The organism is Plantactinospora sp. DSM 117369, assembly GCF_053764795.1.
This window is the reverse complement of sequence record NZ_CM132446.1, coordinates 4473568-4492071: the sequence shown is the minus strand read 5'-3', so window position 1 is coordinate 4492071 and position 18504 is coordinate 4473568. Positions and strand designations below refer to the sequence as shown.

The 18504-nt window shown below is 73.0% G+C and carries 20 protein-coding genes; 9 read left to right on the top strand and 11 right to left on the bottom strand.

The genetic code is table 11. From position 1 onward, the window contains the following. Window positions 1-47: 47 nt before the first annotated feature. Window positions 48-971, top strand: a complete 924-nt coding sequence (locus ACSMXO_RS19430; protein WP_455418842.1) for a bifunctional helix-turn-helix transcriptional regulator/GNAT family N-acetyltransferase — start codon at window positions 48-50, stop codon at window positions 969-971. Window positions 972-1053: 82 nt separating this feature from the next. Here the strand turns inward: ACSMXO_RS19430 and ACSMXO_RS19425 are convergent, their stop codons facing one another. After that, window positions 1054-2058 carry a LacI family DNA-binding transcriptional regulator gene (locus ACSMXO_RS19425; protein WP_455418841.1) on the bottom strand — a complete coding sequence of 335 codons (1005 nt, stop codon included), beginning with the start codon at window positions 2056-2058 and terminating at the stop codon, window positions 1054-1056. A gap of 242 nt (window positions 2059-2300) precedes the next feature. On the opposite strand from ACSMXO_RS19425, the gene ACSMXO_RS19420 reads away from it, so the two are divergent. The 5 genes from ACSMXO_RS19420 (at window position 2301) to ACSMXO_RS19400 (ending at window position 7320) form a co-directional block, all read left to right on the top strand. After that, window positions 2301-3401 (top strand): hypothetical protein, encoded by a 1101-nt coding sequence (locus tag ACSMXO_RS19420; RefSeq protein ID WP_455418840.1) that lies wholly within the window; start codon window positions 2301-2303, stop codon window positions 3399-3401. A 70-nt stretch (window positions 3402-3471) separates the two neighbouring features. Further along, a complete protein-coding gene (locus ACSMXO_RS19415; RefSeq protein WP_455418839.1) occupies window positions 3472-4395 on the top strand; it encodes a DUF6807 domain-containing protein in 924 nt (307 codons plus the stop codon). Next, complete coding sequence (locus ACSMXO_RS19410) at window positions 4392-5144, top strand: cupin domain-containing protein (protein ID WP_455418838.1); 753 nt, start codon at window positions 4392-4394, stop codon at window positions 5142-5144. Before ACSMXO_RS19415 ends, ACSMXO_RS19410 begins: the two co-directional genes overlap by 4 nt. 32 nt (window positions 5145-5176) lie before the next feature. Next, window positions 5177-6256 (top strand): Gfo/Idh/MocA family protein, encoded by a 1080-nt coding sequence (locus tag ACSMXO_RS19405; protein WP_455418837.1) that lies wholly within the window; start codon window positions 5177-5179, stop codon window positions 6254-6256. Beyond that, window positions 6250-7320 carry a DUF6807 domain-containing protein gene (locus ACSMXO_RS19400; protein ID WP_455418836.1) on the top strand — a complete coding sequence of 357 codons (1071 nt, stop codon included), beginning with the start codon at window positions 6250-6252 and terminating at the stop codon, window positions 7318-7320. Before ACSMXO_RS19405 ends, ACSMXO_RS19400 begins: the two co-directional genes overlap by 7 nt. Before the next feature lie 102 nt (window positions 7321-7422). On the opposite strand, the gene ACSMXO_RS19395 is transcribed toward ACSMXO_RS19400, so the two are convergent. The 3 genes from ACSMXO_RS19395 to ACSMXO_RS19385 all read right to left on the bottom strand — a co-directional run bounded on the left by ACSMXO_RS19395 (window position 7423) and on the right by ACSMXO_RS19385 (window position 9615). After that, window positions 7423-8316 carry an alpha/beta fold hydrolase gene (locus ACSMXO_RS19395; RefSeq protein ID WP_455418835.1) on the bottom strand — a complete coding sequence of 298 codons (894 nt, stop codon included), beginning with the start codon at window positions 8314-8316 and terminating at the stop codon, window positions 7423-7425. Between the two features lie 35 nt (window positions 8317-8351). Next, window positions 8352-8963, bottom strand: coding sequence for a dihydrofolate reductase family protein (locus ACSMXO_RS19390; RefSeq protein WP_346257477.1), 612 nt, complete (start codon window positions 8961-8963; stop codon window positions 8352-8354). Window positions 8964-9129: 166 nt separating this feature from the next. Continuing rightward, the gene (locus tag ACSMXO_RS19385) at window positions 9130-9615 is read right to left on the bottom strand and encodes a DUF5994 family protein (RefSeq protein ID WP_455418834.1); all 486 of its coding nucleotides are present in this window, start codon (window positions 9613-9615) and stop codon (window positions 9130-9132) included. 1045 nt (window positions 9616-10660) lie between these two features. On the opposite strand from ACSMXO_RS19385, the gene ACSMXO_RS19380 reads away from it, so the two are divergent. Then, window positions 10661-10834, top strand: a complete 174-nt coding sequence (locus ACSMXO_RS19380) for a hypothetical protein (protein WP_346257475.1) — start codon at window positions 10661-10663, stop codon at window positions 10832-10834. Between the two features lie 85 nt (window positions 10835-10919). After that, window positions 10920-11591, top strand: a complete 672-nt coding sequence (locus tag ACSMXO_RS19375) for a sulfotransferase family protein (protein ID WP_455418833.1) — start codon at window positions 10920-10922, stop codon at window positions 11589-11591. Window positions 11592-11595: 4 nt separating this feature from the next. On the opposite strand, the gene iolC is transcribed toward ACSMXO_RS19375, so the two are convergent. The 3 genes from iolC to ACSMXO_RS19360 form a co-directional block, all read right to left on the bottom strand. Continuing rightward, window positions 11596-12552 (bottom strand): 5-dehydro-2-deoxygluconokinase, encoded by a 957-nt coding sequence (gene iolC, locus ACSMXO_RS19370; protein WP_346257473.1) that lies wholly within the window; start codon window positions 12550-12552, stop codon window positions 11596-11598. Between the two features lie 121 nt (window positions 12553-12673). Next, complete coding sequence (locus ACSMXO_RS19365; protein WP_346257472.1) at window positions 12674-13420, bottom strand: SAM-dependent methyltransferase; 747 nt, start codon at window positions 13418-13420, stop codon at window positions 12674-12676. 170 nt (window positions 13421-13590) lie between these two features. Then, on the bottom strand, window positions 13591-14022 hold the full coding sequence (locus ACSMXO_RS19360; RefSeq protein WP_455418832.1) for a VOC family protein: 432 nt from the start codon (window positions 14020-14022) through the stop codon (window positions 13591-13593). A 158-nt stretch (window positions 14023-14180) separates the two neighbouring features. Here ACSMXO_RS19360 and ACSMXO_RS19355 point away from each other — a divergent pair, with 158 nt between their 5' ends. Then, window positions 14181-15389 carry an RNA-guided endonuclease InsQ/TnpB family protein gene (locus ACSMXO_RS19355; RefSeq protein WP_455418831.1) on the top strand — a complete coding sequence of 403 codons (1209 nt, stop codon included), beginning with the start codon at window positions 14181-14183 and terminating at the stop codon, window positions 15387-15389. 88 nt (window positions 15390-15477) lie between these two features. On the opposite strand, the gene ACSMXO_RS19350 is transcribed toward ACSMXO_RS19355, so the two are convergent. Genes ACSMXO_RS19350 through ACSMXO_RS19335 form a run of 4 tightly spaced genes read right to left on the bottom strand, consistent with a single transcriptional unit; the run spans window position 15478 to window position 18502 of the window. Further along, complete coding sequence (locus ACSMXO_RS19350; RefSeq protein WP_455418830.1) at window positions 15478-16359, bottom strand: 5-oxoprolinase subunit C family protein; 882 nt, start codon at window positions 16357-16359, stop codon at window positions 15478-15480. Next, entirely contained in the window at window positions 16356-17042 is a 687-nt protein-coding gene (pxpB, locus tag ACSMXO_RS19345; RefSeq protein ID WP_455418829.1) for a 5-oxoprolinase subunit PxpB, read from the bottom strand. The genes ACSMXO_RS19350 and pxpB overlap by 4 nt, the downstream gene beginning before the upstream one ends. Before the next feature lie 35 nt (window positions 17043-17077). Further along, window positions 17078-17779 carry an ABC transporter ATP-binding protein gene (locus tag ACSMXO_RS19340; RefSeq protein ID WP_455418828.1) on the bottom strand — a complete coding sequence of 234 codons (702 nt, stop codon included), beginning with the start codon at window positions 17777-17779 and terminating at the stop codon, window positions 17078-17080. Then, window positions 17780-18502, bottom strand: coding sequence for an ABC transporter ATP-binding protein (locus ACSMXO_RS19335; protein WP_455418827.1), 723 nt, complete (start codon window positions 18500-18502; stop codon window positions 17780-17782). It abuts the gene before it with no gap. Window positions 18503-18504 lie beyond the last annotated feature (2 nt).

Genomic DNA, 18504 nt, shown 5'->3' with positions numbered 1-18504 from the left:
GCCAGCAAAACCCTTGACATCGGCAAAGGATTTGTTGAAATAGGCAGATGACGTCCCCTCTGGCCCCACAGGCGAGCGCGGTGCGCGACTTCAACCGCTTCTACACCCGGATCATCGGCGCGCTCGACGAGGGACTGGTCCACACGCCCTTCTCGCTCACCGACGGCAGGGTGATCTACGAGCTGGCCCAGCGCCCGGCGACCGAGGTGCCGGCACTCCGCCGCGAACTGGCGCTGGACCCCGGCTACCTGAGCCGCATCCTGTCCCGGTTCGCCGCCGACGGACTGGTGGAGCGCAGCCAGTCACCGGTCGACGCCCGCCGGCAGGTGATCACGCTGACCGAGGCCGGGCGGGCCGCGTACGACCTGTTGAACGAGCGGACCCAGACCGAGATCGAGAGCCTGCTGACCCGGTTGTCGGGGACGGACCGGGAACGGCTGGTCGAGGCGATGCGCACGATCCGTAGCCTGCTCGGCGAGGCGGTGCCACCCCGGGCGTACCTGCTGCGGCCGGTCGGCCCCGGCGACCTCGGCTGGGTGGTGCACCGGCACGGCGTCCGGTACGCCGAGGAGTACGGCTGGGACATCACCTTCGAGGCCCTGGTCGCCCGGATCGTCGCCGAGTACGTCGACGGGCGCGACCCCCGCCGCGAGCAGGCCTGGATCGCCGAGCTGGACGGCGCGCCGGTGGGCTGCGTCTTCTGCGTCCGCCGGGACGACGAGGTGGCCCAGTTGCGCCTGCTGCTGGTCGAGCCGGAGGCCCGCGGGCTGGGCATCGGCAGCCGGCTGGTCGACGAGTGCCTGCGCTTCGCCCGCGGAGCCGGTTACCGCGAGATCATGCTCTGGACCAACGACGTACTCGCCGACGCCCGGCGGATCTACGAGAAGGCCGGCTTCGAGCTGCGCGAACAGGCTCCGCACCACAGCTTCGGCCACGACCTGGTGGAGCAGACCTGGTGGCGACAGCTCTGAACGGTCGACCGGCGCACCGGCCGGTCGCCGCCGGCAGCGGGGCGGCGCCGAGCGGTACGACCGCGCTCCCCTGCCCGGCGGGTCAGGGCAGCGCGGGAGTGCTGGCCCGGACGACCACCTCGGCACGGATGCGGCGCAGCCGGGGCCGTGCGGCCCGGGGCTGCATGACGAGTTCCAGGGCCGCGGCGCCGACCTCCTCCAGCGGCAGCCGCACCGTGGTGAGCGACGGCGTGACGTCCCGGAGCGTGACGATGTCGTCGAAGCCGGCCACCGCCATCCCGCCGGGCAGCGGCACCCCGTGGTCGCGAAGCGCCGAGATGGCGCCGACCGCCATCACGTCGTTGACCGCGAAGACGCAACCGGCCCGGAGATCGCGGGCGAGCAGCTCCCGCATGGTGGCGTAACCGCCGTCCCGGGTGAACTCGCCGTACGCCACCTGGGTCCTCGGCAGCGTGACACCGCTGTCGGCGAGTCCGGCCTGGAACCCGGCGAGCCGGTCCCGGGCGGTGAGCAGGTGCCGCGGTCCGGCGAGCACGGCGAACCGCCGGTGCCCCAGCTCGACCAGCCGCCGGGCGAGCAGTCTGGCCCCCTCCCGGTTCTCCAGCAGTACGGTGTCGATCGGCAGGACGTGCTGGCTGATCAGCGCGACCCGGGCGCCCGCCTCCTCCAGGATCCGCAACTGGACGCCGAGCCGGTCCCGCAGCGCCCGGTCGGCGGTCCGGCTGCCGGCCAGGATGACAGCGCGGGGCCGCTGGCCGCGCAGGGTCGCCAGGTAGTCGAGTTCCCGCTCGGTCCGCCCGGTGGTGCTGTACATCATCACGATGCTGCCGTGCCGCTCGGCGGCGCGCATCACGCCGGCCGCGATGGACGAGAAGAACGGGTCCGCGATGTCGTGGACCAGCAGCCCGACCACGTTCGTGCGGCCCCGGGCCATCGCCTGGGCGGGTGCGTTGGCGGAATAGTCCAGCGCGGCGGCGGCGGCGAGCACCCGGTCCATCAGGTCCGCCCGCACCTGTCGGGTGCCGCTGCCGTTGAGCACCCGCGACGCGGTCGCGACCGACACCCCGGCCTTGTGGGCCACATCCATCAGCGTGACGGTTCCGGACGATCGCTTGGTCATGGTGGCGGCCCCGAAGAGGTGGTCGGCGTGGCGGCCGGGCCGGCGACCCCGCCCGGCATCCGCACCCTACCGCCGGGCCGGCGCGATCCGGTCCACAGTGGCGTCGCGGCGCCCGTACTCCTTCCTCCGGCCGCCCCTCCTCCGGCGTGGGGGACGGGTTCCCTCCGGCGCGGGAGGACGCCGTGCGCCGCCTGCCGCACAGTCGAGGCATGATCGCGACATCGAGGATCGGACGGCGGGGCAGGGCGCTGGTCGCACTGGGCTTCGCCCTCGGGTACGGGCTGCTCCGGCTTTACTGGGCGGCCGGTGGCCGGTGGGGTTACACCGCGTGCGACCGTACCCGCTCACCGGAGCCGGCGGAACTCGCCGACGGATGCGGAGCGGAGCGGCTGGCGACGTTGCCGTTCTGGTCCGGCTGGGGATCGGTGCTGCTCTGCGCCGTCGGAGTCGTCGTGGCGGCGGTGGCCGTGCTCCGGCCCGGCCGGGTCGCCTCGCTCGGTGCCTGGGTCGGGGCGGTGACGCTGCTGGTGCTCGCCTTCCCGGGACATCTGCTGTTCCAGATCCCGGTGGCCCTCGCCGGCCGGCCCTCCGATTGGGCCGACCTGCTGGGCCGGCTGCTGCTGCTCGGTGGCGGGCTGTCGTTCGCGGCGGCGGCCACCTCGGGAACGGCCCGCCGGCACGCCCCGGCGGGCCGTCCCGAGCCACGACCGGTGCCCGGCTGGACCCGCCGCTGGGCGTACGCCGCCTGCCTGCTGCCGGTGCTCGGTTTCACCGTGCCGCACGCCTGCTGGCTGCTGGGCGTCCCGTTGGGCATCCCCGCCGACGAGCTGCGCCGGGCGGTCGAGGACATCGGGCCGCTGACCGGACTGCTGCTCACCCTGACTCCGCTGCTCGGCGGGCTGCTCACCCTCGGGCTGGCCGCCCGGTGGGGACAGGTCCTCCCCCGCTGGTTGCCGGGGCTGGCCGGGCGCCGGGTACCGCCCGCGCTGGCCTTCGTGCCGGCCGGGGTGACGGCGGTGGCGCTGATCGCGTACGGGCTGATCGGCATCGGGATGCTGGCCGGGGCGCTGGCCACCGGGGCCACCACCTGGGCGGAGCTACGCGCCGGCTGGGCGGTGGCCGGGACCGAGCTGGTCTTCCTCGCCTGGGGCATCACGCTGGCGGTGGCGGCCACCGGCTACCACCGCACCACCCGGCCGGTGACGGCGCCGGACACCGTACGCCCGTCGTCGCCGCCTGCGCGGGTCGGACCGGCCGGCAGCGGAGACCGAGCGGCGGCCGAAAGTCTTTCAGGCCGAGCTGGATCTTGACGTTGCAGAGGGAAGGCGGTTAGCTCGGGAAAGCGGTTACCGCACGCCACCGAAAGGCACCGTCGCTTCCATGACCTCCGCGTCCAACACCACCGGCCGGCTCACCGTCACGCACGAACACGGCCGTCAGATCGTCGTCAACGCGGACGGCGTGGACATCGCGACCTATGTGTACGACCCCCCGGTGCCGGCCTTCGAATCGCGCAAGCCCTACCTGCACCCGCTGCGCACCCTCGACGGAGCCCTGGTCTCGGCGTACCGGCCGAACGACCACCGGTGGCACAAGGGGCTCCAGATGACCATCTCGCACCTGTCCGGGCAGAACTTCTGGGGCGGCAACTCGTACGTGCACGGCGAGGGCTACCGCGCGCGGGACAACGTCGGCCGGATGCGGCACGACGCCTTCGACCTGGTCGACGTCAGCCCGACCGAGCTGACCCTGCGGGAGTCGCTGACCTGGATCACCTCGACCGACGAAGACTGGGTCGCGGAGCGGCGGGAACTGCGGATCCACGGGGTGGACCCCGGGCGCGGCACCTGGACGCTCGACTTCCGTACCGAACTGCGCAACATCCGGGGCGCGGAGCTGCGGGTCGGCAGCCCGACCACGCACGGCCGGCCGAACGCCGGCTACACGGGGTTCTTCTGGCGGGGGCCGCGCGGCTGGACCGGTGGCGAGATCATCACCGCCGACGGCGGCGGCCCGGAGACCATGGGGCGGCAGTCCCCGTGGCTGGCGTACACCGCCGAGCACGACGAGGTCGACGGCGGTGGCACCGTACTCGTCTTCGCCGGCACCTCCAGCGCGGCCGTACCGCTGAAGTGGTTCGTCCGCAACACCCCGTTCCCGGCCGTCAACCCCTCGCCCGCCTTCGACGAGGAGGTGGTCCTCGCCCCCGACGAGACCCTCCGGCTCAACCACCGGGTGGTCTTCGCCGACCGCGCCTGGGAGCGGGCGGAGATCGAGGCGTTCGCCGCGGAGCACGCCCCGTGACCGCCGACGACGGCACACCGCCGCCCTTCCCCGGCGCCGTCGGCATCACCAACCTGCGGGTCTATCCCTGGCAGACCGACGACGGCCTGCACGGCGGCACGCCGCACGTGCACCTGTGCTGCACCGAGTGCTACGTCGTGGTGGGCGGCCGGGGTCGGCTACAGACCCTGACCCGGCGGGGCTTCGAGGAATCGCCGCTGACCCCGGGCGACGTGCTCTGGTTCACCCCGGGCACCATCCACCGGGCGGTCAACGACGACGGCGCGCTCCAGGTCGTCGTGATCATGCAGAACAGTGGGCTGCCGGAGGCCGGCGACGCGGTCCTCACCCTGCCACCGGAACAGCTCGCCGATGTGCCGACGTACCGGCGGGCGGTCTCGCTGACCGGGCCGGACGGATCTGACCCGCCCTCGGCCGAACGGGCCCGGGCCCGGCGCGACCTCGCCATCGAGGGGTTCGCCGAACTCCGCCGCCGGTGCGCGGCCGGCGACACCGCCGCGCTCGACAACTTCTACGCGGCCGCCGCCGCCCTGGTACGCCCGCAGCTCGACGCCTGGCAGGAGCGCTGGGAGCAGGGACCGGCGGCGGTGAGCCGGCAGACCGGAGCGCAGCTCGACGCGCTGCGGCGCGGCGACCACAGCCACCTCGCCGACGCCACCGTCACCCGGATCGTCCCACCCGAACAGACGACGCTGGGCATGTGCGGCTTCCTCTCCCCCTACGACCCGCTGCGCGCCCGTCGCGACTGAGCACCCTTGCACCACCTCGCTAAGGAGCACCTGTGGAACCCATCCGCGTCGCCGTGGTCGGGACCGGAAACATCGCCCGGCTGCACGCCGAGGGGCTGCGGCAACTCGGCGACGAGGTACGCCTCGTCGGTGCCGTCGACACCGACGCCGGCCGGCTGTCGGCGTTCTGCGACCGGTACGACGTACCGGCCCGGCACCCCGACGTGGCCAGCCTGCTGGAGAAGGAGCAGCCCGAGCTGGTACACGTCTGCACCCCGCCCGGCTCGCACCACCAACTGGCCCTCGCCGGTCTGCGGGCCGGCGCCAACGTGCTGGTCGAGAAGCCTCCGACGCTGAACCTCGGCGAGCTCGACGAGCTGGCCGAGGCGGAGCAGCGGTACGGGGCGGCGCTGGCCACCGTCTTCCAGCACCGGTTCGGCACCGGCGCGCTGCGGCTGCGCGCCCTGCTCGACGCAGGCGTGCTGGGCCGGCCGCTGATGGCGGTCTGCCACACCACCTGGTTCCGCCCGCAGTCCTACTTCGACGTGGAGTGGCGCGGGCGTTGGGACACCGAGGGCGGCGGGCCGACGATGGGCCACGGCATCCACCAGATGGACCTGCTCTGCGCGATCCTCGGCGACTGGACCGAGGTCTCCGCCCTGGCCCGGCAGCAGGCCAGGCGGTCCGAGACCGAGGACCTGAGCATGGCACACGTCAGCTTCGCCAACGGCGCGGTGGCCAGTGTGGTGAACAGCCTGCTGTCGATCCGCGAGGAGAGCTACCTGCGGTTCGACTTCGAGCGGGCCACGGTCGAGCTGACCCACCTGTACGGCTACGGCGACGACGACTGGCGGATCACCCCGGCACCGGAGTACGCCGAGGAGGTGGTCGCGGCCTGGCGGACCGGCGCCGCCGGGGTCCGCAGCAGTCACCAGGCGCAGTTCGCCCAGGTGGTCCGGAGCCTGCGTGCCGGTACCCCGCCGCCGGTCACCTCGGCGGAGACCCGGCGGACGATGCGACTCGTCGCCGGGGTGTACGCGTCGGCGTTCACCCGCAGACCCGTCCGCCCGGACGACCTGGGTGAGAACTCGCCGTTCTACCGGCGGATGCAGGGGGACGGACCGCGATGGTGAGCAGTCCACCGGTGCCCGCCGCGGCCGCACCGCCACCGGCCGTACCCGTCCCGGCGGCCCGCCCGCCGCTGCCCGCCGCCACCGGCTCGGACGCGGGTGGGACCGCCGGCGGTCCGGGCAGCGGGTTGGCCGTCAGCCACGACGTCGGCCGGTCGGTGCGGGTCGGCTGGCGCGGTGCGGAGCTGTTCCACTACGTCTACACCCCCGCCGAGCCCCGGGAGGAGGCGCCGCGACCCTACTTCCACCCGCTGCGGACCCTCGCCGGCAACGTCGTCAGCCTGTACCGGCCGCACGACCACCTCTGGCACAAGGGGCTCTGCTTCGGCATCTCCCACGTCGGGCCGGACAACTTCTGGGGCGGGTCGACCTATCTGCGCGGCCAGGGGTACCGCAAGCTCGACAACATCGGGGTGGTCGAGCACCTCGACTTCCCGGCGCTACGCTGCGACCCCGACGCCGTACGCCTGGTGGAGCGGCTGCGCTGGGTGGGCCGAAACGGCCGCCCGGTGGTCTCCGAGCGACGTCGACTGGCGGTGGCGGTGTGGGCCAACCAGAGCGCGTGGCGGTTGCGGTTCGAGACCGTACTGCGCAACGACGGCGACACGGTGATCACGATCGGCAGCCCGACCACCCAGGGCCGGGACAACGCCGGCTACGGCGGACTCTTCTGGCAGGGACCGCGCTCGTTCCGGGGCGGCCGGGTGGTGACCCCGACCGGAGTCGGCGCGGACGAACTGATGGGCTGGCGGGGTCCGTGGCTCGGCTTCGTCGGCCGGCACGACGGCATCGGGCCGGCCGAGACCCTGGCGTCGACGCTGGTCTTCCGGGACGATCCGGCGAACCCGGGCGCACCCACCCGGTGGTTCGTCCGCACCGAGCCGTACGGCTGTCTCGGCCCGGCCCCGTTCTTCGACCGGGAGTACCCGTTCGCACCCGGCACCGAACTACGGCTCCGCTACGACGTCGTGGTCGCCGACGGCGAACGGGACCCGGCCGGCTGCGCCCGGTTGGCCGAACGGGCCGGCGCGACCGAGTTGCTGACCGACCCGGCCGGGGAGGGGTAGCCCCGGCCGGGGCGCCGGGCCGGGTGGGAGCGGGGCGCCGGGCCGGGTGGGAGCGGGGCTGGGTGGAAGCTGGCACCGGGACGGTGCCAGCGCCGCACCCCCTCAGTCGGCGGTGAGCACCTCGTGCAGCCGGGCGGCGAACGCGCCGGACCGGTCGCCGAAGCCACCGTGGTCACCCGGGAAGACCACCGGCGCCTCGCCGAGCCGCTCGGCCACCGCCACCGCCGTCCGGTACGGCGGCTCGCCGGTCGACGCCTCGCCCACCGCCAGCCGGACCCGGGTCGATCCGCGGGACAGGGCATCGACGTCCGGGACGTATCCGCCGAACGGCGGCACCTCGTAGCCGATGAAGAACTCCATGTTCCGACCGATCCGGGCCAGCATCGCGGCGGTCTCCGGATCCGGCTCGCCCGCCGGCCGCTCCGCGCCACCGGGCATCCGCTCCGGCTCCGGGGTGGCCGGCTCCGCAGCGGCCGACTCCGGTGCCGGCCGGTCGGCGGCGAACGCGGCGGAGAGGACTTGGTTCGCCGCCTCGGGCCCCTGCCCGGCGAAGGCGTCCGCCACGTCGCGCAGCACCGCACGCCAGCGGTCGCGGTCGGGCAGCAGTTCGAATACCGGCGGCTCGTGGGCGACCAGCACCCGTACCAGGTCGGGGTGGCGGGCGGCGAGGTCCAGCCCGATCATCCCGCCGGAACTGTTGCCGAAGACGTACGCCGGTGCGTCCGGGGTGACGCCCATCGCGGTGAGCAGCCGGTACGCGTCGTCGGCGTGCACCTCGATCCGCTGCGGCTGCGGCGGCCCGGCCAGCGGGCTGCGCGAGTTGCCCCGCCGGTCGTAGGTCAGCACCGTGTACCGGTCGGCGAGCGACTCGGCCAGCGCGGCGTAGCCGGCGGCGTCGTACACGCCGCCGCAGATCAGCAGCAGGACCGGGCCGGTGCCGCGCACCTCGTGGTACAGCGTCGCGCCGGGTACGGCCAGGGTGTCGGTCTTGGTCATCTCGTCGTACTCCTTCGGCTTCTCGGGGTCCGGGATCAGCTCGCGACGCGGTAGTGGAGGTGGGCGACCCGCTCGGTGGCCTCGATCCTGAGTCCGGCCGCGCCGGGGATGCCGTCGAAGAGCCGGACGCCGCCGCCGAGCAGCACCGGCGCCAGGTCGACGTCGAACTCGTCGACCAGGCCGGCCGCGAGGTACTGCCGGATCAGGTTGGCGCCGCCCGAGATCCGGACGTCCCGGTCGCCGGCCGCCGCCCGGGCCTGTGCCAGGGCGCTCTCGATGCCGTCCGTGACGAAGGTGAAGGTGGTACCGCCGCTGCGGACCCACGGCTCGCGGGCCCGGTTGGTGACCACGAAGACCGGGCACCGGAACGGCGCCTCCTCGGGCCAGGCGACCTCGCCCTCGTCGAACATCCGTCGGCCCATCACACTCGCCCCGGTCCGGGCGAAGGTGTTCCGGACCAGGTCGTCGTCGCTGCCGGTCTCGCCGCCACCGCCGCCGAGCCGCAGCCGCTCCCGGAAGGTCGCGGTCCGGTAGACCCACTCGTGGATCCGGGTACCGCCGTCGCCGAGCGGGTTGTCCGGCCGGGCGTTCGGACCGGCGAGATAGCCGTCCAGGGACATGCCCACCGTGAAGAACACTCTGCTCATCGTCGTCTCCCGTCCTGGGTGTGGAAGGTTCTCCCGAGACAGACGGAGCCGACGGCCGCCGCTCGACATCGCGAGGCGGACCTTCGACCGGGCGCCTGGACGGGCGGCGCCGGTCGGCACGGGTTGACCCGCCCGTCGGCGGACCCGTGATGGTCCGCCCGGCTTGTCACCGCCCTCGTGGCCCGGTGCTCTCCGTTCGAGGAGCCCCACCGGCGCCCTCGGCGAGGATCGCCGGCGCGTGCATCGTGTTGGTCGGATCGGCTGCCGTGGCCATCGCCCGCTCGGCCGCCGCAGCCGTGGTGCCGGGCGGCACGACGAGCAGGTCGAGCTGGTCTCCACGGTCGGTGGTGGCGATCAGCAGTGCGGTATCCAGCGAGCTGAACCAGCCCACCCGGACGACGTCGTCGCCGGCCGCGAGTCGGCGGAACCGCGTGTCCCATGCTCCGCTGTTGAGTACCACGTTCCGGATCCGTCCGTAGCGGGCGGAGAGAGCCAGCACAAGTCCGGGGAGTTCAGCCACCGGATCCCAGGACCGGGGCCACCAACCGCCGTCCAGGACCGCCTGGCGGGTTCGGGCGGACGGAAGCGACAGTCGAGGTGTCGAGGGTGGTGCCGAGGGAACCCTCGTCTCGCGTTGAGCTGCGGTAAGCATCTTCAAGCCATCCTTCTCGGTCCAGGGGTGCGGTAGGGGCGCTCGGCCGGTATCCGAGCAGTCGTCCCGGCGGCACTGGCCGGGCGGCACTGGCCGGGCGTGGCCCGGCGTCCTGCTCACCGACAGAACGCACGCCACCGAGGGCGCTGGCGGACGCCGGCCCGGTTCGCCGACGCTCGGCCGGCGGCTGGTGCTTCGTCGGCGAGCCGGCTCGCCGGCCGACGGTCCGCTACCAGGCTGTCGATCAGTACGGGCGGGCTCGGGACGACAGCCGGATGCCGGATGCCGGTGGTCCTCCGGCGGCCTCGCCCGGGTGCGACGACGGTGGCGGAATCCTGGGCCTCGAACCGAAGCCCAGGATCCCGTACCGTCCGACCCGGGCGGCTGGCGTGCTGAGTCCGGGCCGGTGCTGTGGGGGCCGAAGGGTGCTCGGCGGTCGCGATGGCGTAAGCCGCCGGGCCGGGGCGGGTGGCGAGAAAGGCTTCCGCCGACGGCCGTCCAGGGGGCTCAGGGAGCCGATTCGGTGCCGTTCGACCGCGCCCGGATGGCGAACCGTGTCATCGCTGGACCCTCATCTCGGCGGTGGTGCGCGGAGTTCGTAAACCCGTAGCGCCGGGGTCCAGGAACGACGTCAGCCTAGCCCCGAACCAGATTCCCCGTACGCCCGCAATGTCGGAATTCGTCGTCGGCCGGAGAACGGGCCGGCCAGTGCCGCTTTCGCGGCGATCGGGGGTACGCGCCCGGGCGCCCGGGGTAGGCCGTGCCGGCGTACCCGGCCACCGGATCCGCCGACCGTCGCTCCGGCCGGCTCGGTACGGCACGCCGCCGCCGGCGGATCCACGCCGCCCATCGACGCTCCGGCACGGCGTACTGTTTGAGCCTGGCCCGCCAACGCGCTCACCCGAACGCGACGGAACGTCGGAGCTCAGCACCGGCCGGATCAGGCTCGATGGCAGACCGGCGGCTGCCCTCGGCGGCGGGCCGGACAAGATCCGGCCCATGATCTACGGCAGCCGACCGAAATCGCGTACGAGGAGAGGGACCAGTGGAAATCGACAAGTTGAAGATCATCGAGTGGTTGCGTGGTCGTGGTCAGGATGTCAGGGCCGACTGGATCGACCGGGAGCTACCGGACCGGGTCGACACCCTCCGTCACGCGGGCCTGCTCTCGACCCTCGGCGTCGATCCCGCCGACCTGGCGGACCGGCCGGCGCCCTGAAATCGCGTCCGGCCGGTCGTTCCGCTCGACCGGCCGACCCTGTTGACTGGGACGGTACGGACGGCTGGGGCAGGGAGGCGGCGAGGTGCGGGTCATCGGGGTGGGCTTCGGGCGTACCGGCACCAGGTCGACGAAGGAGGCGCTCGAACTGCTCGGCTTCGGCCCGTGCCACCACATGGCCGAGCTGTTCGAACACCCGAGGACCATCGGTGACTGGCTGCGGGCGGCCCAGGGCGGGCCGGTGGACTGGTCCAGGCTGCTGGACGGCTACCACAGCACCGTGGACTGGCCGAGCGTCTACTTCTGGCGGGAGCTGATCGAGGTCTATCCCGAGGCCAGGGTGCTGTTGACCGTACGCGATCCGGAGCGCTGGTACGACAGCGTCCACAGCACCATCTACCGGTCCCGGACCATGGACCCCGAGTCCGCGCCGCCGGGACTGCGCGAGGCGTTCGCGGCCCATCCGGAGCTGCTGGACCAGCCGAAGCTGACGGAGGCGCTGGTCTGGCAGGGGACCTTCGGCGGCCGGTTCGACGACCGGGAGCACGCCCTGAAGGTCTACGCGGACCACGTCGCGGAGGTGCGCGCGACCGTACCGGCCGAGCGGCTCGGAGAGTTCGACGTGGCGCAGGGCTGGGAGCCGCTCTGCGACTTCCTCGGCGTCGACGTGCCGGCGGAGCCGTTCCCACTGCTCAACACCACGGCCTCGTTCCGGGAGCGGCTCGCGGACCCGGCCGGGCTGCGCGCCCAGCCCTGACCGGCTAACCGACCGGGTGCCGGGGCTCGGCCAGCAGCTCGTCGACCTCGGCACTGGTCGGCATCGCGGCGGAGCAGGCGAACCGGGACGCCACGAGCGCGCCGGCCGCGTTGGCGAACCGGACGGTCCGGTCCAGCGGCCAGCCGGCGAGCAGCCCGTGGCAGAGCGCGCCGCCGAAGGCGTCCCCGGCGCCGAGCCCGTTCACCACCTCGATCGGCACCGGCGGCACCTCGACCAGCTCGTCGGCGGTCCGGGCGAGTACTCCGGCCCGGCCCTGCCGCACCACCGCCAGCCGTACGCCCCGGGCGAGCAGCGCCTCGGCCGCCGCGTGCGGCTCGCGCTCCCCCACCGCGGTGGCGCACTCGTCGAGGTTGCCGACCGCGACGGTGGCGTACCGCAGCGCCGACTCGTACGCCGCCCGGGCATCCTCCCGGCAGGACCAGAATCCCGGCCGGTAGTCCAGGTCGAAGACGGTGTTCGGAGCACGTCCCCGGGCGCCGAGGGCGGCGAAGTGGGCGTCCCGGCTCGGCAGCTCGCAGAGCCCGGTGCCGCTGAACCAGAAGACTCCGGCCGCCCGGATCGCGGGCAGGTCCAGTTCCTCGGGGCGGATCTCCAGGTCGGGCGCCTTGGGATAGCGGTAGAAGTAGCTCGGGAAGTCGTCGGGCGGAAAGATCTCGCAGAAGGTGACCGGGGTCGGCAGGCCGGCGACGGCGCTCACCCAGCGGTCGTCCACGCCGAACTCGCGCAGCGCGCGGTGCACGTAGTCGCCGAACGGGTCGGCGCCGGTCCGGGTGACCATGGCGACCCGCCGGCCGTGCCGGGCCGCCGCCACGGCGACGTTGGTGGCGCTGCCGCCGAGGAACTTTCCGAACGTCTCGACGTCGGGCAGCCGGGCGTTGGTCTGGAGTGGATAGATGTCCACCCCCACCCGCCCCATACTGATCACCTCGAACGAGGTCACCGAATCATGTAACCCCGGTGCGTCCCGGACGGTCAATATCTGTCGTACCCGCAACGACGGTCGGGCGTGGCGCCCCGCCCGTCGGGCCGTGCTCCGCCGCCGGAGCACGGCCCGCCCGGACTCAGCGGTCCATCAGTACGAAGACGCCCCAGCCCAGATATTCTCGCTGGTATCGGACGTGCCGCACCGGAGCCGTGTCGAGTTCCGCGCGCAGCTCCGCGTGCAGCTCGTCGTCGGGGTTCTCGTCGAGCCAGCGCCGGAGGTTCAGCCACTGTGCCGCGGCATAGCGGTCCCAGCTGTCCGGGTCGGCGAGGACCATCTCCACCACGTCGGCGCCGAGCGCGGAGAATCGTTCGACCGTCTCGGGCAGCGGCAGGAAATCGTCCCGGCTGGTCGCGTGGCACGCCTCGACGCATGCCTGGTCGGCCGGCTCGCGCCGCCAGTACGGTTCGCCGACCAGCATCATCCCGCCGGGGCGGAGACTGCGGCGCAGGAGTGCGACGGTGCCGGGGACTCCGTCGCCGATCCAGGTGGCGCCGAGGCAGGCGGCGACGTCGACCGGGGCGTCGGCGACGTACCCGGAGGCGTCGCCGTGCACGAACTCGACCCGGTCGGCGACGCCGAGTTCGACCGCCCGGGCCTCGGCCCCGGCGAGGAACACCGTGCTGATGTCCACCCCGGTGCCGGTCACCCGGTGGTCCCGGGCCCAGGTGCAGAGCATCTCGCCGGAGCCGCAGGCGAGGTCGAGCAGCCGGGCGCCGGGCGGGAGCCGCAGCGCCTCGCCCAGGGTGGCCAGCTTGGTGCTGTCGAACGGGTTGTGGATGCGGTGGCCGCTCTCCCGGATGGTGAAGCTACGCGGTAGGTCCACTCCTGATATTCCTTACGTGCGAAGAGGTGATGAGGATTGGTGCGGTCGTCCCGGAGTTGCCGCTCGGGGCGGGCAGGACCCTCATGAAATGCACCTCTTCGCACGTCGGGATCGGCACGGACGCGGCAGACGCTAGGCCGGCCGCCGTACGCTGTCCAGCGGTTTTCGGCTCACTTGGCGAAGATCTGGGACTCGTCCCGGAACGCCTTGAACTCCAGGGCGTTGCCCGCCGGGTCGCGGAAGAACATCGTCCACTGCTCCCCCGGCTCGCCCGCGAACCGCAGGTACGGCTCGATCACGAACTCGCCGCCGCCGGTCCGGATCCGGTCCGCCAGGGCGTGGAAGTCGTCGATCGAGAGGATCAGCCCGAAGTGCGGCACCGGTACGTCGTGCCCGTCCACCGGGTTGCGCCCCGCGTCGGCCTGCCGGGCCGCCGGTACGACGTGGGTCACCACCTGGTGGCCGTAGAAGTCCCAGTCGACCCAGGCATCCGCCGAACGTCCCTCGGCGAGGCCGAGCACGCCGCCGTAGAAGGCGCGCGCCCGGGCCAGGTCGTCGACCGGGATCGCCAGGTGGAAGCCGGGACGGGTGGTCACGGTCATCGGATTCCTTCCGTGGATACTCCGGCTTTCAGGCCGGAGAGGAAACGGCACCCTTGCGGAGCGGAGCTGGGGGGATAGCCGATCCGCCGCCAGGGCGGATGGGCGTCTACCCGCGCGTCACCGCAGGGCTTACCGGCTGGTGCGTTAACGTGTGAGGCGTGTCCAGGGCGGTGAAGCGGGCGTTCAAGTACCGCTTCTACCCGACCGTGGCGCAGGCAGTGGAGCTGTCGCGCACGTTCGGATGCGTCCGGAAGGTCTACAACCTGGCCCTGCAGGCCCGTACCGAGGCGTGGGTCCTGCGGCGGGAACGGATCACCTACAACGCGACCAGTGCGATGCTCACGGCGTGGAAGAAGACCGAGGAACTGGCGTTCCTCAACGAGGTGTCGTCGGTGCCATTGCAGCAGGCCCTTCGGCATCTGCAAGGCGCGTTCGTCAACTTCTTCGCCAAGCGCGCCCGGTACCCGAGCTTCAAGTCCAAAAAGAAGTCGCGCAAGTCGGCGGAGTACACCACCAGCGCGTTCCGCTGGCGCGACGGCCGGCTGACCTTGGCGAAGATGGCCGAGCCGTTGGACATCGTGTGGTCGCGGCCGTTGCCCGCAGGTGCGTCGCCATCCACGGTGACGGTGTCGCAGGACGCGGCGGGACGCTGGTTCGTGTCCCTGCCCTGTGACGATGTGATCACATCGGCCCCGGCCGCCAACACGGCCGTCGGCGTGGATGCCGGACTCGACAGTCTGCTCACGTTGAGTACCGGTGAGAAGGTCACCAACCCGCGTCACGAACGCAGGGACCGGTCCGCCCTGGCCCGCGCCCAGCGCCAACTCGCCCGCAAGGAGAAGGGGTCGCTGAATCGGGCCAAGGCCCGGTTGAAGGTGGCCCGGATTTATGCTCGGATCACCGACCGGCGTCGGGACCACCTGCACAAACTGACCACTCGACTCGTTCGTGAGAACCAAACGATCGTGATCGAGGACCTGACCGTGCGTAACATGGTCAAAAACCGCCCTCTGGCCCGCGCCATCAGCGACGCCGGCTGGCGGCAGTTCCGCACCATGCTCGAATACAAAGCCGACTGGTACGGCCGGGACCTGGTCGTGGTGGACCGTTGGTTCCCGTCGTCCAAGCTCTGCTCGACGTGTGGTGTTCTTGCTGAACGGAAGCCGCTGGACGTGCGGGCGTGGACCTGCCGATGCGGGACCGTCCACGACCGTGACGTCAACGCGGCCCGCAACATTCTGGCGGAGGGGCTCTCCGTTACGGCCTGTGGAGCCGGGGTAAGACCTCAACGGGCGGACGCCCGGACGAGGCGGTCGGTGTCGAAGCAGGAAAACCCAAGGGCGACCAAGGGAATCCCCGCCCTTTAGGACGGTGGAGGATGTCAACGTCTGCTCCTCTCCGCGGCGGCGGCGTACCCGGCCGCTGCTGCCATCCAAGCATGATCTTGTCTCCGGTCTAACCCCGCCGCCACCGGGGCTCGACGACCCGGAACCGTACCGGCTTGCCCGGGGCGGCCTGGGCGACCTGCGGGAGGTCGTCGGGGTGCAGCACACCGATCACCGGGTAGCCGCCCATGGTCGGATGGTCGGCGAGGAAGATCACCGGCGAGCCGGCCACCGGCACCTGCACCGCGCCGAGGACGACGCCCTCGCTGCGCAGTTCCCCGCCGATCCGCCGGGGCAGCGCGGGCCCGTCGAGGCGTACCCCGATCCGGTTGCTGAGGGTGGAGACGTGGTAGCACCCGGCGCCGAGGATGCGTACCGCGTCGTCGGTGAACCAGTCGGCCCGGGGGCCGAGCAGGACCCGCAGGGTCAGCTCCTCGGCCAGGGCGCCGGTCGGGGCGACGTCGACCGGTGCGGGCGGCCCGGGCACCTCGCCCAGTGGCAGCCGGTCGCCGACGGTGAGCGGCGCGGGGCCGAGCCCGGAGAGCAGGTCGGTCGACCGGCTGCCGAGTACCGGCGGGACCGCGATCCCACCGGCAAAGGCGAGATAGCTGCGCAACCCGCGCTGGGCGGCGGCCACCTCGACGTGGGCTCCGGCCGGCACCGAAACCGGGGCCGACCAGCTCGCCGGGCGCCCGTCCACGGTGACCGGCGCCCAGGCTCCGGTCACCGCCACGGTGCCGGCCCGGCCGACCCGCACCGCGACGCCGGTGACGGTCGTCTCGATCGTCGCCGCCCCGGGCGGGTTGCCGACCAGCCGGTTCGCCAGCAGGTGCGCCGGCAGGTCGAGGGCGCCCGAGCGGGGTACCCCGAGGTGCGCGTGTCCCGGCCGGCCGAGGTCCTGCACGGTGCTGAGTACGCCGGGCCGGACCACCTCGACGAAGCGTCCGGTCATGCCGGCGTCTCGCCGCGCCCGGCGCCGTGCCGCGCCCGCGCACCGGCCCGCCCGTCCCGTCCGCCGACGGCGTCGACGTCCCGGAACCGGACCCGGGCGCCCGGGGTGAGCAGGGCGACCGGGTCCCGGTCCGGGTCGAAGAGGACCAGGTCGGTGCTGCCGAGCAGTTGCCAGCCGCCGGGCGAGTCGCGGGGATAGATTCCGGCGTAGCCGCCGGCCAGCGCGACCGAACCGGCCGGTACCCGGGTCCGGGGCACCGCCCGCCGGGGCAGGTGGTAGCGCTCCGGCAGGCCGGTCAGGTAGCCGAAGCCGGGGGCGAAGCCGCAGAACGCGACCCGGTATTCCGGCGCGCTGTGGATCCGCCCCACCTCCGCCTCGGTGACCTGCCAGTGCCGGGCCACCTCGGCCAGGTCGGCGCCGTCGTACCGGACCGGCACCTCGACCAGCGGCCCGTCCGGCGGCCGAGCCGAGGCTGGCTGCCAGCCGGCGAGCCGCCCGGCCAGCTCCGCCGGATCGTCGAGCCCGTCGACGAGCACGGTGAGTTCACCGGGTACGACGTCCTGCACGCCGGCCAGTTCGCCCCGGTCCCGCCGCCGGTGCAGTTCGGCGACCAGCGCGGCGGTGTGCGCCGGCTCGGTCACCTCCACCAGCAGCGCACGCAGCCCCACCGGAATGATCCGCACCGTCGCACACTCCCCGTCGTACCAGTTCACCCAACTCACAGCCCGAGATACGAGCGCCGTACCTCGTCGGAGGCGGCCAGCTCGTCGGCCGGGCCGGACATCACCACCTCGCCGGTCTGCAGCACGTACGCCCGGTCGGCCAGCTCCAGCGCGGCCCGCAGGTTCTGCTCGACCAGCAGCATGGTGGTACCGGCGCGACGGATCTCGGCCAGCACCTCGAAGATCATTCTGGTGAACTTCGGTGAGATGCCGAGTGAGGGCTCGTCCAGCATCAGCAGCTTGGGCCGGCTCATCAGCGCCCGGCCGAGCGCCACCATCTGCTGCTCGCCGCCGGAGAGAGTCCCGGCGCGCTGGCCGGAGCGCTCGGCGAGGACCGGGAAGAGGTCGTAGACCCGGGCCAGGTCGGCCTCCCGCTCCGGCGCGGTGCGGTGGTAGCCGCCGAGCAGCAGGTTCTGCACCACGGTCTGGTGGCCGAAGAGCCGCCGCCCCTCCGGCACCAGCACCGCACCCCGGCGCGCGATCCGGTACGCCGGCAGCCCGCTGACGTCCTCGTCGAGGAAGGTCACGCTGCCGCGTACCGGGCGGTGCAGCCCGGAGACCGCCGCCAGCAGAGTGCTCTTGCCGGCCCCGTTCGCGCCGACCAGCGCCACCAGTTCACCCGCCTCGACCCGCAGGTCGACGCCGCGCAGCGCGACGACCCCGGCGTAGTCCACATGGAGATCCTGCACGGTCAGCATCTACAGCGCCTTCCCCAGGTACGCCTCGACCACCGTCGGGTCGTGCGCCACCTGCTCCGGCGTGCCCTCGCTGATCTTCTGCCCGTAGTGCAGCACGACCACCCGGTGGCAGAGCGGCATGATGACCTCCATTACGTGTTCCACCATCAGGATGGTGACGCCGCCCCGGTTGATGGTGCGGACGATCTCGACCGCCTCGCGCGCCTCGGTCGGGGTCAGCCCGGAGAGCACCTCGTCGAGGAGCAGCAGCTTCGGCTCGGTGGCCAGCGCCCGCCCCATCTCCAGGCGCTTCTTCCAGGCGGCGGTGAGCGACGCGGCCGGCGAGTCGAGCACCGGGCCGAGCCCGGTCAGCTCGGCGACCTCGCCGGCCCGCCGCCGGGCGTCGCGCAGCCGGGGGTGCCGGGCGAACGCCGCCGTGCTGAGGTTGTCCAGCACGCTCATCGAGCCGAACACCCGCATGAGTTGGAAGGTACGTCCCACGCCGGCCCGGGCGGCGCGGTGCGGCGGCCAACCGGTGACGTCCCGGCCGTCGAACTCCAACCGGCCGGAGGTGGGCCGCTGGGCGCCGGCCACCATCGAGAAGAGCGTGCTCTTGCCGGCGCCGTTGGGCCCGATCAGCCCGACGATCGCCCCCTGCGCCACCTCGAAGCTGACGTCACGGTTGGCCCAGAGGCCGCCGAACCGGCAGGAGAGGTTGTCGATCCTCAGCAGCGTCCCGGTCATCG